The organism is Humibacter sp. (genome assembly GCF_051954055.1).
GTDB lineage: Bacteria > Actinomycetota > Actinomycetes > Actinomycetales > Microbacteriaceae > Humibacter.
On the sequence record NZ_JBQCIE010000126.1, the window covers coordinates 32,951 to 48,071 of the forward strand.

13 protein-coding genes and 1 tRNA gene are annotated in these 15,121 nt (G+C 64.9%); 12 read left to right on the forward strand and 2 right to left on the reverse strand.

All coding sequences use genetic code 11. The annotated features are described in order from the left end of the window. The first annotated feature begins 76 nt into the window (after positions 1 to 76). Positions 77 to 161 (forward strand) — tRNA-Ser (locus tag ACTHNC_RS16720). Between the two features lie 373 nt (positions 162 to 534). Beyond that, positions 535 to 1,212 (forward strand): DUF3761 domain-containing protein, encoded by a 678-nt coding sequence (locus ACTHNC_RS16725; protein WP_440295790.1) that lies wholly within the window; start codon positions 535 to 537, stop codon positions 1,210 to 1,212. Positions 1,213 to 1,290: 78 nt separating this feature from the next. Here the strand turns inward: ACTHNC_RS16725 and ACTHNC_RS16730 are convergent, their stop codons facing one another. After that, a complete protein-coding gene (locus ACTHNC_RS16730; RefSeq protein ID WP_440295753.1) occupies positions 1,291 to 1,614 on the reverse strand; it encodes an ArsR/SmtB family transcription factor in 324 nt (107 codons plus the stop codon). Positions 1,615 to 1,630: 16 nt separating this feature from the next. Here ACTHNC_RS16730 and ACTHNC_RS16735 point away from each other — a divergent pair, with 16 nt between their 5' ends. The 10 genes from ACTHNC_RS16735 (at position 1,631) to ACTHNC_RS16780 (ending at position 13,795) form a co-directional block, all read left to right on the forward strand. Continuing rightward, positions 1,631 to 2,107 (forward strand): SRPBCC family protein, encoded by a 477-nt coding sequence (locus ACTHNC_RS16735; protein ID WP_440295754.1) that lies wholly within the window; start codon positions 1,631 to 1,633, stop codon positions 2,105 to 2,107. Positions 2,108 to 2,205: 98 nt separating this feature from the next. Further along, positions 2,206 to 3,213, forward strand: a complete 1,008-nt coding sequence (locus ACTHNC_RS16740; protein WP_440295755.1) for a LacI family DNA-binding transcriptional regulator — start codon at positions 2,206 to 2,208, stop codon at positions 3,211 to 3,213. Between the two features lie 206 nt (positions 3,214 to 3,419). Beyond that, positions 3,420 to 4,301 carry an NAD-dependent epimerase/dehydratase family protein gene (locus ACTHNC_RS16745; protein WP_440295756.1) on the forward strand — a complete coding sequence of 294 codons (882 nt, stop codon included), beginning with the start codon at positions 3,420 to 3,422 and terminating at the stop codon, positions 4,299 to 4,301. Beyond that, entirely contained in the window at positions 4,301 to 5,566 is a 1,266-nt protein-coding gene (locus tag ACTHNC_RS16750; protein ID WP_440295757.1) for an enolase C-terminal domain-like protein, read from the forward strand. The genes ACTHNC_RS16745 and ACTHNC_RS16750 overlap by 1 nt, the downstream gene beginning before the upstream one ends. A gap of 68 nt (positions 5,567 to 5,634) precedes the next feature. Further along, complete coding sequence (locus tag ACTHNC_RS16755; protein ID WP_440295758.1) at positions 5,635 to 6,993, forward strand: ABC transporter substrate-binding protein; 1,359 nt, start codon at positions 5,635 to 5,637, stop codon at positions 6,991 to 6,993. A gap of 57 nt (positions 6,994 to 7,050) precedes the next feature. Continuing rightward, a complete protein-coding gene (locus ACTHNC_RS16760) occupies positions 7,051 to 8,046 on the forward strand; it encodes a carbohydrate ABC transporter permease (RefSeq protein WP_440295759.1) in 996 nt (331 codons plus the stop codon). 122 nt (positions 8,047 to 8,168) lie between these two features. After that, complete coding sequence (locus ACTHNC_RS16765; RefSeq protein WP_440295760.1) at positions 8,169 to 8,966, forward strand: carbohydrate ABC transporter permease; 798 nt, start codon at positions 8,169 to 8,171, stop codon at positions 8,964 to 8,966. Between the two features lies 1 nt (position 8,967). Next, positions 8,968 to 10,119 (forward strand): galactonate dehydratase, encoded by a 1,152-nt coding sequence (dgoD, locus tag ACTHNC_RS16770; protein ID WP_440295761.1) that lies wholly within the window; start codon positions 8,968 to 8,970, stop codon positions 10,117 to 10,119. Beyond that, positions 10,113 to 11,399, forward strand: coding sequence for a glucuronyl esterase domain-containing protein (locus tag ACTHNC_RS16775; protein WP_440295762.1), 1,287 nt, complete (start codon positions 10,113 to 10,115; stop codon positions 11,397 to 11,399). Before dgoD ends, ACTHNC_RS16775 begins: the two co-directional genes overlap by 7 nt. Before the next feature lie 65 nt (positions 11,400 to 11,464). Beyond that, the gene (locus ACTHNC_RS16780) at positions 11,465 to 13,795 is read left to right on the forward strand and encodes a chitobiase/beta-hexosaminidase C-terminal domain-containing protein (protein WP_440295763.1); all 2,331 of its coding nucleotides are present in this window, start codon (positions 11,465 to 11,467) and stop codon (positions 13,793 to 13,795) included. Positions 13,796 to 13,804: 9 nt separating this feature from the next. Here ACTHNC_RS16780 and ACTHNC_RS16785 read toward each other — a convergent pair whose 3' ends face one another. After that, positions 13,805 to 15,121, reverse strand: coding sequence for a serine/threonine-protein kinase (locus ACTHNC_RS16785; protein WP_440295764.1), 1,317 nt, complete (start codon positions 15,119 to 15,121; stop codon positions 13,805 to 13,807).

Here is a 15,121-nt window from a genome sequence, read left to right on the forward strand (position 1 = left end):
TGCCGGTGCTTTCGGCGTGACGGAGCGGCTCCGGGCGTCGGGTAGGATTCTCGTCAGGCCGTTTCGGCGGCCGCCCGGAGGATTCGCCTAGTGGCCTATGGCGCACGCTTGGAAAGCGTGTTGGGTGAAAGCCCTCGGGGGTTCGAATCCCCCATCCTCCGCCGTTGTCTGGGTTCGCGACACAGGTGTTCGTCGCGAGCCCGGAGACTCGTCCTCCGCGCTATGTGAGCTGCAATCGTTCGCTTCACGGCGAGCTGCCGCAATCTCTCGACCACTCGAAGCTTCGTACTCGCGCATTCGCACCGAACGCCGCACTCGAGACCCGTCCCCTTAACTGGGGCGAGACATCTGGTGACGGGCCTTTCATGCTTAGGAGCCGTCATCGGAATGGAGAGCGTCATGCCGACTCCGTCGTCATTCGATCCGCCGAGTGTGTTGGGCTGGATTCGCAAACTGCCCGTTACGACATGGATCGGGATCGGCTGCACCGCGCTTTTGGCCCTCATCGGCTTGGCATCGGGCGGCGTGTGGCCGATGCTCGTCCTGACCGCACTTGTCGTGCTGGTTACCGCTATTTATGGTCTGATCTTCCGGCGCCGCACGTGGCTTAGATTGCCTCGGACTCGCGCTGCCGGCGCTATTGGCGCGGGAATCGCGTTGGTGATTCTGCTCTCTTCAGCGGCTTACGGAGCGGCGCACCCGATCGTGACCGAACCGACTGGTGTAACCGGTCGGGTTCCAACTTCATCGACGCCTCTCGTAACGCCGACACCAACGCCGACACCAGTAATTACCACCGAGCTCATCCACGAGACCAGCGCTATCCCATTCCAGTCCACGACCGTCGAGAGCTCATCGTTGGCGCAGGGCACCTCCTCGATCACAACTGCTGGGGTCGATGGAGTCGAGACAAAGACATACCTCGTCACCTACTCGGACGGCGTTGAGACAAGCCGCGTGCTCCAGAGCGACGTTGTCACTACCGCCCCTGTGACACAGGTGACGACATTGGGAACCTATGTAGCGCCGGCTGCCCCCACCTGCACGAACGGGACGTACGTCAATAGCGCTGGCAACACGATCTGTCGCCCAGAGTCGTCAGCGACTGTACCCAGCGGCGCGACAGCCAGATGCGTCGACGGTTCTTACAGCTTTAGTCAATCGCGACGGGGAACTTGCTCATCGCATGGCGGTGTGGCCGAGTGGCTTTAGCTACTGGACGACAATGTCCAGCACGCCGCATGCAACGGCGCGCGACAAGCGGCGCGGTCATAGTCAACTGACCCACCATCACTCGTCGAGCGCGTCGAGCAGCTCAACCGCGGCACGTGCATACTCGCTGATCCAGCGGTCGTAGATCCGCTTGATCGGCACGGGCGCGAGCGTCAGCAACCGCTCCCGCCCTCTGCTGCGGCCCTCCACGAGCTGCGCCCGCTCGAGCACGCGCAGGTGCTGAAGCACCGTCGTGCGATCGACGCTCGGAAACGCGCTGCACAACTCGCCCGTTGTGCGCGTCCCGGCTTTCAGCACGTCGAGCATCCTTCGCCGCATCGGGGAGGCGAGTGCCTTGAAGACGAGGTCGTCATCCGGCGTGCTTTCCCCCTCTCGCGACATGTGATAAAACTATCACGTGAATGAGACCGACTCGCTCTCCGAACTGCGTTTCACCGTCTCCGGGCGCGTCTCGCGTCCCTGCGCCGAGGTCTACTCGGCTGTCGCCGATCCTGAGCAGCTCTCGCACTACTTCACGACCGGAGGGGCGCACGGCCGCCTCGAGCCCGGTCAAGAGGTCACGTGGGACTTCCACGATTTTCCCGGTCGCTTCCCCGTGACCGTTCTCGAGGCGGACCCGCCGCACCGCATCGTGATCGAGTGGGATGCCCGCTCCTCCACTCGCGACGACGGCAAAACCCGCACGACCTTCGAGTTCGAACCGCTCGACGACGACACGCGAACCCTCGTCACCATCACCGAAGAGACCTGGCGCGCCACCGCCGACGGCGCCAAAGCGGCATTCGGAAACTGCGAAGGCTGGACCGGGATGCTCGCGGCACTCAAGGCGTGGGTGGAGCACGGCATCAACCTCCGGGAGGGTTTCTACCGCTGACGACCATCACACGGCGAGGTAAACCGGTTTCGCATCGAAGCCCGTCGATCGCCGCCCGATTGCGCTCCGATCTCCCGTGCGGGCGATATGCTCTGGGCGTGCCAACCGGGAGAAGTGTTCGCCTCAGCGACGTCGCGGCGGTTGCCGGCGTCTCGCTGGCGACCGCTTCCAAGGCGCTGAACGGAAGCACGCGCATCTCGCAGGCGACTCGTGACCGAGTGCGCGCCGCGGCCGACAGACTCGACTTCAGACCCGATGCGCTCGCAAGATCGTTCGCTTCCGGGCGAAGTGGAACGATCGGCGTACTGACCCATAGGGCGAAGAACACGTTCGCTCGACCGGTGATCGTCGGGGCGGTGCTGCAGCTCGGCGAACAGAATCAGGCGGCGCTCGTCTACGACAGCGACATCAGCGAGCGCAAGGCGATGACCGGCAGCATCCGAGAGCTGCAGGCTCGCCGCATCGACGGCTTGCTCGTCATCGGCGACGGCCACGAGCACGTCTCACCATCCGTCACGCACTACTTCGACGTACCGGTCACCTACGTCTTCACCGCGTCGAGTGACGCCGAGGACGTGATGTATCTGCCCGACAACCGACGAGCGGGTTACATCGCAACAAAACACCTGATCGACATCGGAAAGACGAGCTTAGCCCATATCACTGGCCCACGATCGAGCATCGCCGCCGATCGACGGCGCGAAGGCATGGTGGATGCCCTGACCGAGGCGGGTCTCGACCCCTCGATACCTGTCGTCTACGGTGACTGGACGAGGCAGCGAGGCGCCGAGGCGATGATGGAGCTGATCGCCTCTCGGGCCGAGTTCGACGCGGTGTTCTGCGGCAACGACCACACTGCATTGGGCGCCATGGAAGCGTGTGCGTCAGCAGGCATTCGCGTTCCTCACGATGTCGCACTCGTCGGCGTCGACAACTGGGAGGGGACGGTCGTCGACCAAAACGGAACCCGGCAACTGACGTCGGTCGATCCTGAACTGATGGAGCTCGGTCGGCTGGCCGCAGCGAATCTGCTGACACCGGAACGCATCCCCGGAGAGCACTACACGGCTCCCTCGCTCGTAGTCGGCCCCTCCACTCTGAGCTGACCCTTCGCCGAAACGAGCCTCAGGCATGCGGCCACAGGGCGTCTCTCAACGTCGTCTGCCGTCGCATCCGTTCCACTTCCACTTGCACTGTTGACACTCCCGCAACGGCTGTGCTTAGGTGTCAGCAGCAGGTGCGAAAGCGGTTTCGCACTCCCGATCAGTGGAGATCTCAGTTGGCACATCCAAACCACTCAGCCGACAGGTCGATGCCGAGCCACGTGCTCGTCACCGGTGCCGACGGAAACATCGGCGGTGCCCTCGTCGACCGGCTGACTGCATCGGGTGTGATGGTGACCGCCCTCGGCCTCACCTTCTCGGCTCCCACCGCGGCGATTCGCACGATCACCGCCGACGCGGCGAACGAGGGTGCCGTCGCCGACGCGCTCGAAGGCGTCGATGCGGTCGTCCATCTCGCCGCGATCGCGCACCCGGGCCTCGCACCTGCCCGCGAGGTGTTCGTGCGAAACACCTCTGCCACGTTCACGGTGCTCGACCGCGCCGGCGCCGCCGGCATCGACCGCATCGTCGTCGCGGGATCGATCAACGCGTTCGGCGTCCCCATGAACCATCACGACGTGCTGCCGGCGTACTTCCCGCTCGACGAACATATGCCGGTCGATCACGACGACGCCTACTCGCTCTCGAAATGGACCGACGAGTACACCGCGCGCTGGGCGGCGAGCCGATGGGGAGTGGATGTTCTCACGTTGAGGCTTCCACTGGTGAAGAACCGAGAGACGCTTGTGCAGGCGAACCGCGAATTGCTCGCGAACGAGGCCGAGATCGCGAGGCTCGGGCGTGAGGGATGGTCGTATCTCGTGCTCGACGACGCGATCGAGGCGATAGTGCGTGGCCTCGTCGCGCCGTTCACGGGGGCTCGCGTGGCGCTGCTGGCCGCCGAAACCACGCGGCTCCCGATCGCCACTGAGACTCTGCTGGATCGCTACGCCCATGGCGTGGAACGGCGGAAGCGATTCCCGGGGCGGTCCTCTCTCGTGGATACGACGTCCGCCCGCGAGCTTCTGGGCTGGACGCCTCGCCACTCGCTGGACGTCGACCCCGAGCTCGTCCCGGAGGTGACGCGATGATGCTCGATGAGCTGACTTCATTCACCCAGCCGTGGCCCGCACGCGACGAGCTGCGCATCACCGGTGTCACGGCGATCGCCACGGCACCGGGCGGTATCCCCCTCGTGGTTGTGAAGGTGACCACGAGCGACGATGGCCTCTACGGTCTGGGGTGCGCCACGTTCACTCAGCGCTGGCGTGCGGTCGTGACCTACGTCGAGGAGCACCTCGCCCGTCTGATCGTCGGGCGGCATCCTGCGGACATCGAAGACCTCGTGCGCTTGGCGCGGTTCTCGTCGTACTGGCGCGAAGGACCCGTCGGAAACAACGCCATCTCCGGACTCGATCAGGCCCTATGGGATATTGCGGGCAAACGCGCCGGGCTACCGGTGTACGAGCTGCTCGGCGGGCGCGTGCGCGCGGCGGCCGACACCTACCTCCACGCGGAGGGGGCCACCATCGAGCAGGCGCTCGACCAAGCCGAGTTGCTGCGCGACCGAGGGCTGCGACACGTGCGGATCCAGGTCGGGGCATCGGGCGCTGGACACTACGGAGCCCGCCCGACGCGCCTGGTGACCGACCCGGACGCGCCTTATCCCCAAGGGTGGCAGGTCTCGGAGTACCTGGCATCCGTTCCCAGACTCTTCGAGGCCGCGCGGGAGCGGCTGGGCGAACGGCTGGAGTTGTTGCACGACGTGCACTCGCGCCTCACCCCGAAGCAAGCCGTCGTTCTGGCCAGGTCCCTCGAGCCGTACCGCCTGTTCTTCCTCGAAGACGTACTCCCGCCCGAGCATTGGGACCGTCTGCCCGAAGTGCGCGAGAACTCTCCCGTTCCGCTCGCCGTCGGCGAGCTGACCACCTCGGTCACCGATGCAGCACGGCTCGTGCTCCACGGCGGAGTCGACTTCATCCGTTCGCATGTCTCCGATCTGGGCGGTCTCACCCCCGCGCGCAAGGTCGCCGCGGCCGCCGAACTCGTCGGCGTGCGCACGGCGTGGCACGGTCCGGGCGATACCTCGCCCATTGGGGCCGCCGCGAACGTGACCCTCGACGTGACGAGCCCCGCCTTCGGCATCCAGGAGGGCCACGAGTATCCGGATGCCGTCCACGACGTCTTCCCCGGAACCCTCCGGATCGAACGCGGCTGGCTGCGCCCCAACGACGCGCCGGGCTGGGGCATCGACCTCGACGAAGCTGCCGCGGCGCGCTTTCCACCAGAACTGTCCGGGCACGACGCGTGGGCAGCGAAGGTCCGTGGGCTGGACGGCGGACTCATCGCACCATAGCCCCTCCGCCGACCGGGACCCGCGGTCGGCTTCACCGAGCACCACCAACACAACGAAGTGAGGACATTATGAGAAAAGCGATTCGGCGAACTCTTGCGCCGATCACCGCTCTCGCCTTGGCCGGAGTCGCCCTTGTCGGTTGCAGTTCGAGCGGATCGGATGCCGGTGGCAAGGTGACGATCACCGTCGCCAACGAGCCCACTAGCGATCAGACCGCCGCGCTGAAGGTCTACAAGCAGCAACTCGCGTCATTCGAGAAGGCCAACCCGAACATCACGGTCAAGCCGAGCACGACGACCTACAACGCTCAGACGTTCCAGGCGCTCGTGGCGTCGGGCAAGATGCCGGACGTGTTCTTCGTGCCGTTCACGGACATCCAGTCCCTGATCGCACGAGGCCAGGTCGCGGACATCACCGACGAGTTCAAGGCCGACCCGCAGGCATCCAAGGTCAATCCGACGGTGGAGAAGGTCGCTCAGGCAAACGGCAAGACGTACGGTGCCGCCGTCGGCGCGTACTCGATGGCGCTGATCTACAACCGCTCCCTCTTCACAAAGGCCGGACTCGATCCCGACAAGCCGCCGACCACGTGGGACGAAGTGCGGGCCGACGCCAAGGCGATCACCGACAAGACCGGCAAGCAGGGCTACATGACGATGACCACCAACAACACGGGTGGCTGGTCGCTCACCACCATGAGCTACGCCTTCGGCCACACGATCGAGTCGAAGGACGGCAAGAAGGCGACCGTCGACAACCCCGCCACCAAGAAGGCACTCGAGATGTACCAGCAGATGCGCTGGCAGGACAACTCGTTCGGCTCCAACTTCCTGCTCAACCAGGACGACGTCTTCAAGCAGATGGCTGCCGGAAACGTCGGCATGCTGGTGAATGGCTCGGATGCCTATTCCACGACGGTCGTCACCGATGGCATGAGCAAGGATGACTTCGGCCTCGCGCCGCTACCTCAGGCGAGCGACGGCCTTGGAACGCTCGGCGGCGGCACCATCGCGATCTTCAACCCGAAGGCGACCAAGGAGCAGATCAGCGCGGGCCTCAAGTTCGTCGACTGGATCTACTACCACCAGTACTTCGACAAGAACACCGCCGTCACGACGGCGAAAGCCACCGTCGCGGACGGTGGAGCTGTGGGCGCACCCGGCCTTCAGCTGTTCGATGACTCCACCAACAGCCGGTACCTGTCATGGGTGAAGGACGAGATCAACGTGCCACGCCAGAACTACAAGGCCTACTTCGACTCCAGCACGACACTGCCGCTCGTTCCGGAGCCGATGACGCAGGCGCAACAGGTGTACAGCATCCTCGACAACACGGTTCAGGCCGTGTTGACCAATAGGGGCACTGACATCGATTCGCTGCTGCAGAGCGCTCAGACGCAGGTGCAGTCGGCGGTCAACGGGGGTTGATCTCCTCGGGGCCGCCCCAGCAGGGGCGGCCCTCTCTTCTCGTAGGAGCCTCATGCGATGACTCGAATCACTTCTTCGGATCTGCCACAAGCGGCTGCGCAACGCTCGACTCCGCGCGCCGCCGCACCGGCGGCCACGGTCGCGCGGCGCGAGCAGCCGCGGACGACAGGCATCAGTATCGGCCGGTGGGTGCGCTCCGGTGGCCTCTCGACGCTGATCTTCTTCCTTCCGATGCTGGTCGTCTTCGCCCTCTTCAGCTGGTGGCCGATCCTGCGATCCCTGCCGCTGAGCATGGAGCAGACGAACTTCATCTCCACGCAATGGGTGTGGTTCGACAACTTCACACGCGTGCTGAGCGATCCGCTATTGCCGACGGCCTTGCTCAACACAACGTGGTTCACCGTGCTCGCCCTCGTCATCGGATTCCCCGTGCCGTTGTTCCTCGGCATCGCCATCGGCGAACTGCGACGATCCAGACAACTTGCGGCCGTCTTCGTCTACTTGCCGGTCATCCTGCCGCCCGTCGTCGCGGTGTTGCTTTGGCAGACCTTCTACGATCCGAGCGCACAGGGCGTGTTCAATACGATCCTCGGTTGGTTCGGACTCGGACCACTGCCGTGGCTCAACAGCGCGGGCCTCGCGATGCCCTCGATCGTCGTCCAAGCGACGTGGGCGTCGTTCGGCACGGCAACGATCGTCTATCTCGCGACCATCATGGGCGTTCAGACCGAGCTCTACGATGCCGCCGAGGTGGACGGTGCCGGGATCTGGAAGCGGATCTGGCACGTCACGCTTCCCCAGATGCGCGGCGTGATCCTGATCCTGCTCCTGTTGCAGTTGATCGGCACTTTCCAGGTCTTCACCGAGCCTTATGTGATGACCGGCGGAGGACCGGAGAACCACACCCTCACGTTGCTGATGCTGATCTTCAAGTACGCCTTCGTGGCAGGGAACTACGGCATGGCGACCGCACTGAGCGTGCTGCTCGCCATCGGCCTGGGCATCCTGTCGTTCGTCTATCTACGCCTCACTCGACGATGGAGTCCATCATGACCCGTGCAGCGGACCTTCAGTCGGGGCCACGGCGTGCGCCTCGCCAAGTCTTCGAGGCCGGCGAACGCAGCATCATCTCGCCTCTCGATCGCCGACGTCCGGTGGTTCGAGCAGTGGTCTGGGTGGGCACCGTTCTGGTTCTCGTCGGCATCACCGTGACGTGCGCCGGGCCATTGCTCTGGCTGTTCAAGGCGGCGACGTCGACATCGAACGAGATTCTGGCGAACCCGTTCTCGCTCTGGCAGAGCGGCATTCACTGGGAGAACTTCGTGGAGGCATGGACGAAGGTCAACTTCGGCCAGTACTTCCTCAACACCCTGTGGACCGTCGGCGGCACGACCATCGTCGGCCTCATCGTCGCCACCACCGGCGGGTACGGGTTGGCGATCCTGAAGCCGAAGTACAGCAAGGCGGTCTTCATCGCAGTGCTGGCAACGCTGTTCATCCCCGGAGTGATCTCGCTCGTCTCGCTCTACCTCACGATGAACGACCTGAACCTGCTCGGCACCTACCCCGCCGTATGGTTCCCGGCGGCGGCGAACGCGTTCAGCATCCTGCTTGTGCAGAGGTTCTTCGCGGGCATCCCTCCCCAGATCTTCGAGGCTGCACGCATCGACGGTGCAGGGCCGTTCCGCATCTTCTTCTCACTCGTTCTGCCGCTTTCCCGCCCCGTCATCGGCGTCGTCGCGCTGCTCACGGCTATAGCGAGTTACAAGGACTTCCTCTGGCCGTTGCTAGCCCTCCCCGATCCCGCCACCCAGCCGATCTCGGTCGTACTGCCGTCGTTCTCCCACAACATGCCGCTTGCGCAGTTCATGGCGGTGCTCTTCGTGTCGGTGCTCGTTCCCGTCGCGCTGTTCATGGTCTTCCAGCGAGACATCCTGCAAGCGGCCGGCAATTCCGGTGCGGTGAAGGGCTGACATGCGCATCTCCTCGGTGGAGACGTTCCGCGTCTCTCAGCGCTTCCTCCTAGTGAAGATCGGTGCCGACAACGGCCTCTCCGGCTGGGGCGAAGCGACCTTGGAAAGCAGGGCAGCGACGGTTGCGACTGCGATAGGCGAGCTCTCGACGATCCTGCTCGGTGCCGATCCGAGACGAATCGAACTGCTCTGGCAACGGATGTACAAGGGCGCGTTCTACCGCGGCGGTCCGGTTCTCGGATCGGCTGTGGCGGGCATCGATCAAGCCCTCTGGGATCTGAAGGGCAAGTCGCTCGGGGTTCCCGTGCACGAGCTGCTCGGCGGCCCGACACGAGACAGGGTACGCGTCTACACATCGGTGCCGGACGGTGAGGCCGACGCCATGATCGCCAGGGCTCAAGAGCTGGTGACCGCTGGATACACCGCACTCAAGACCGCGCCGCCTGCACCGCTTCGTCATCTCGAGTCCCCCGGAGTCATCGACGGGATTCTCGAGAAGTGGTCGGGGACCCGCGAGGCCGTCGGGGCAGGGGTGGATCTGGCATTCGACCTGCACGGCCGTTTCTCCATCCCGGGAGCCAGACGACTGTTGGACAGGCTTGAGCCGATCCAGCCTCTCTTCGTGGAGGAGCCGCAGCCACCGGAGCTGCAGCGGGAAATCGCGCGGATCTGCGCGTCAACGACGATCCCCATAGCGACCGGGGAGCGGCTCTACGATCGCTGGGAGGTCAGCGATGTGGTCGGTTCGGGCATCGCCGTCCTCCAGCCGGATCTCGCCCACGCGAACGGCATCAGCGAGGTCGTACGCATCGCCGCGCTCGCCGACCTGTACGGCGTGCACATCGCTCCGCACTGCGCTACTGGCCCCCTGGCATTCGCCGCGTGCCTTCAAGTGGCGTTGGTGATTCCGAACTTCCTGATCCAGGAATCGCCACTGGACGTGCACGAGCCGGGCCGGCACCCGTGGTGGCGGTTCATCGCGGCGACGCCCTTCCGATTCGACGACGGCCACATCGAGGCGCCGTCGGCACCGGGACTGGGCGTTGCCGTGGACGAAGACCTGGTTCGCGAAGCTGTGGACGAGCGTCGCGACCTTTCTGCAGAGAACTCGCCCATTCTGACCGCCGCGGACGGAGGATTCGCCGAATGGTGATCGATACCCTGGCAGAGGATCCTCTCGATCTGGCATACTCCCGATCCACGCTGCCGTCGTTATGGTCCGACGCTCCGACAGGATCGACCGCCGAGCAGTGGGCCCAGGCGTGGCGGCGTCGGCGAACGCAACTCGTGGACGCGCTCGGGGCAACCGTGTACGGGGTAACGCCCGCCGGAGGCGGCCTACGTTCGTCGACGCTGATCTCTGAGTGCGCGGCGCTCGGGGGCACGGCGCTGCGCCGCGAGTACGAGCTGACTGTCGAGGGCCCGCGTGGAACCCACACCTTCGACCTGCTGCTTCACCTGCCGGCAGGCGTCCGCGGGCCGGTTCCCGTGTTCCTCGGGCTGAACTTCAACGGCAACCAGGCGACCACGTCGGAACCCGGATTGCGGGTCGACACGGCTCGACGCTCAGAGGCGGTGGTGGAACACGAACCCGGGGGGCGAGGCGTTCGAGTGATCGATCGGGTCGTTCTGGATGCGAATGCGCCGATCGGTTCCGACGCGGAGATGTGGCCGGCACGCGAGATCGTGAAGCGAGGATACGGGCTGGCGACGGCCCACAATTCCCAGATCGAAGAGGACCGCCCATTCGACCGCGCGCCCGGTGTCGGCTCCCTTTTCGGAGACGACGCAGGCTGGGGCGTCGTGGGCATGTGGGCGTGGGGGTTGTCTCGCGCATTGGACGCCCTCGAACTCGCGCCCGATGTCGACGCGCACGCCGTCATCGGTGTGGGCCACTCGAGACTGGGCAAAGCGGCCTTGTGGGCCGCGGCGCAGGATGAGCGGTTCGTCGCCGCCGTCTCCAATGACTCCGGATGCGCCGGCGCGTCCTTGTTCCGTCATCCCGGCGGCGAGAGCCTCGCATCCATCGCCGAGGTGTTCCCGCATTGGTTCATCTCCACGTTGCGGGACTACGCGGGTCGGGAAGCAGAGCTACCCGTCGACCAGCACCAGCTACTGGCATCCATCGCACCGCGCGCCGTGCACGTCGCCAGCGCTACCGAGGATCGCTGGGCCGACCCTCGCGGTGAGTTCCTCGCCGTCGTCCATTCCAGCCGCCTGTTCCAGTCATTCGGCGCGCGGGCACTCCTACCCGGTGATGCTTCTCCCGGAATGGATGTCTGCCCATCGACGGCGGTACGGATTCCGACCCCTGATCCCGGCACTTCAGTGGGCGATCGGCTCTCTTACCACCTGCGCGCCGGCTCTCATCGCATGGTCGCTGAGGATTGGGCCCATTTCCTCGACTTCGCAGATCGCATTCTCACCCCCTGACCAACGGCGTTCACGCTCACCCGCCACCCCTACGCAACATCCGATTCGAACGAGGGAGTTCGCCCATGAAGAGGCGCTCGATCTATCTCATGACCTCGATGCTCGCGCTCGGCGCTCTCGTGGTTCCGACCGCGGCGCAGGCAGTCTCGGGGGCCAGTACGGCACCCGCGAGTGCTACCCGCGCGACTGCGGCGGCCACTGCCAGTCCGAGCGACTGTCCGCCGACGACGCCGAATCCCACGACGGACAACGTGACCGATTATCAACTCGACTCGAATGCGGTGTTACCGGGCAAGTGGTCGTACGAGGCCGTCAACACGGACAACACGGTGAGCATGCTCCACAAGGGCGGCTCCGGCGTCTTCGCGGCAGATGAGTGGGCGCTCGATGTCACGAAGCCCGAGCATGCCTGGTACGTGAAGGCGGATGGCTCGATCGGTACCGACTGGCGACCCATCTCCGAGACGTACACGGTCCCCGACGAAGCGGACGGAAAGCCCGTTCACATCAGTGGGTCGTTCACTTCGCCCGGTGGCCGCTTCCGGATCCTACTGGCGCACGACGGCAGCTCCGACAGCATCTCCGGCCCGTTCCAGGAACTCTTCTCGTACACGGGCACCTCGACGTCGTTCGACAAGACTTTCACCGCCGCTAAGGGTGACGACATCCTGTTCGTGAGTGATTCGGTGCAGACGTGGTGGGTCGCCGGCAAGCTTAAGGCGACAGTCACCTCCGAGATCAACCCGCCAGCGGCGGACGTCACCTCGTCGCCGGCGGTCGGAGCCATCGATGCAGGCAAGAGCGTGACGCTGTCGACCACCACGACGGGAGCCTGCATCCGCTACACGACCGATGGCAGCGATCCTCTCAGCTCCGCGACCGCGTCCGTCTACAGCAAGCCGATCACGATCAGCGCCGACACCGACATCAAAGCAGTGGCCGTGGGCAAGGGCGGAGCGCCCAGTTCGGTCTCCGACCTGCCCTACGTGATCAACGAGCCCTTCCGCGCCTTCGCCGGTGTGAACCAGGGTCCGACGACAGGGCTCGTAGCAGGCATGCAGTGGGACCGACAGGACTTCGACTGGGGAACCGTCGAACCGTCGAAGGGGCAGGTCGACCAAGCAGCTCTGGCGAAGTACGTGCAGCAATTCACCGAGGCGAAGGCGCACGGGGTGACCATCCTGCCGGTCCTGGACTACACCGCTCCGTGGGCGGCGAACCGCACGGGCTATTCCTACGAGTTCCACGGCAACACATACGAGTACGGTCCGGTCACCGGCACCCAGGGCGGCAACTTCATCCGCGAGCTCATCACGAAAGATGCGTCGGGCAAAGTGCTCTCCGACACGACCGTGCAGACCAGCATCGGTCGCACCCCTCCGCAGAACATCGACGACTGGAAGAACTTCGTGAAGCTCGCGGTCGACACTCTGAAACCGCTCGGAATCACCTACTACCAGGTGTGGAACGAGGCGTACCCGGGGTCTGGCTTCTGGGAGGGCGGCATGGATCAGTACATGCAGGACATCCAGCTCCCCGCCTCGCAGGTGCTGCACGACGCAGGCATGAAGCTGGTCTACGGCGGATGGATCTGCGGAGCACCGCTGAGCGAGTACATCGCACTGCTCGACAAGTGGCACGCCTGGAAGTCAGTTGATGTGTATGACATGCACTACATGCCGATCGGCACCATGCAGACGTTGTACGCAGCAGCGCAGAAACGAGGGATCAAGCATCCGTCGATCTGGCAGACCGAACTCGGCTTCACAACGGAGGACAAGTTCATCGCCGACATCTACCCGCGGGTGTTCCATTGGGCGCTGTCGAAGGGAGGGAACAACCCCGACCAGTTCAAGCTGATCTACTTCGCCGACTGGTCACCCAACGATCCCGCAGCCTTCGGATACAACCGCACCCTGCGAAGCGGTGACGGACTGTCGACCAAGGGTAAGACGCTCGTCACCCTGGCCGGCCTTCTGAACGGGGCCAAGGCCACGACCTACGACAGCTTCAGCACGGATCCGGGCCTCAAACCGGAGATGAACGAGGCGTTGTCGACCGCGAACGGATTCCTGATCGACGGCAAGCGCATCGTGCTCGCCATCGACATGAAACGACAGAACCAGGCCGACATCTTCGAGGACCAGTCGACCGGGGACACGATCCACCTCGACTTCGGCACTCCGATGATGACCGTGACACTGCGCAATGTACACGACGTGAAGTCGCTGGATCGGGTGGATCTCCTCGGCAACCGAATGCCGTTGACCTGGAAGACGGTGTCGCATGACACGATCCAGGCGCAGGTGCCGATCATCGATAGCGATCCCACCGTGCACGCGCTCAACCAGACCGAGAACGAAGACGTCTTCTATTTGGAAGCGGACCAGGGCTGACCCGGCAGGTCACCCGCCGTTGCCCTTCGTGCCGCTGTTCCCCTTCCCGTGACCGTTGCCGTTGCCGTTGCCGTTGCCGTGACCGTTCCCGTTGCCGTTCCCCGGCGGGTTGTTCACCGGGGCGGGCCCTTGGGTGTCGCTCGGTTGCGGCGTCGGTGTCGCCGTTCGCACGGTCGTGATGACAACGGTCGGCACGGGCGTGTGCGCACCTGGATGGGGCTGGCCGCTCAAGGATGTCCACGCCACGACCGCGCCCGCAATGGCGAGGGCGGCCAGCCCAGCGGCGATCCCGACGGCAAGGGGCCGTCTACGCGGTGACGCGCTCGTAGGAGATGTCGGCGCTTCCGTCTCGTCCAGATCGGGAACGAAAGGGGCCATCACGACGGTCTCGCCCGTGAGCTCGTGCTCCGCCGGCACTGGCTCGACGATCATGGGGACCGTGGGCACGGTGCTCATGACAGCGGTCGGCAGGTCGCGAATGACAGGCAGTTCGCCGCGATTGACCAGTGAGTCGACGGAGTCCACGAGCTGGGTCGCGGTGGGCCGGCTGGCCGGATCCCTCTCCGTCATGGCGACGAGCAGCGCGCGCCAGCCCTCTGACAGGCCGGATGGAATCAGGGGGCTGCGCGCGAGGCGAGCCACGGCGGCTTCCGGGGCGGATCCCGGATACTCGCGGTGACCCGTCAGACACTCGAGCACGACAAGGCCGAGCGAGTAGATGTCGCTCGGTGGGCCCACCTCGCCGCCCGACACCTGCTCGGGGCTGAGGTACGCGGCGGTGCCCAGAACCATTCCGGCTACCGTGATCCGTTCTGAGCCGCCCAGCTGCGCTATGCCGAAATCGACGAGCTTTATCGAGCCGCGCGCATCTTCGATCAGGATGTTCTCCGGTTTGACGTCACGATGCACGATGCCGCGTTCATGCAAGTGGGTCAACGCACCGGCCAGATCACTGCACACGCGCAGTGCGAGATCGGGATCCGATGGATCACGGTCGATCCGATGGCGCAAGGACTCGCCTTCGACGAGTTCCATAACGAGAAAGGCGGGCTGCCCCGCGTCCCCGGACACCGGCCATTCCGCGTCGAACAGCGTAACCAGATGCGGATGACTCGCGGATGCGAGCACGTGCGCCTCGCGAAGCCTGCGCTCGCGGTCGGCGGCGATGGGCTCGTCGGAGGCGAACACCTTGACGGCCACCGATCGCTCGAGCTTCTCGTCCCACGCGCGGTAGACGGTCGACATCCCGCCTCGGCCGAGTACCTCGCCGAGACGATATCGCGCCGCCAGCGTCGCGATCGGCGATACATCGCCGCCTTCGGGCAT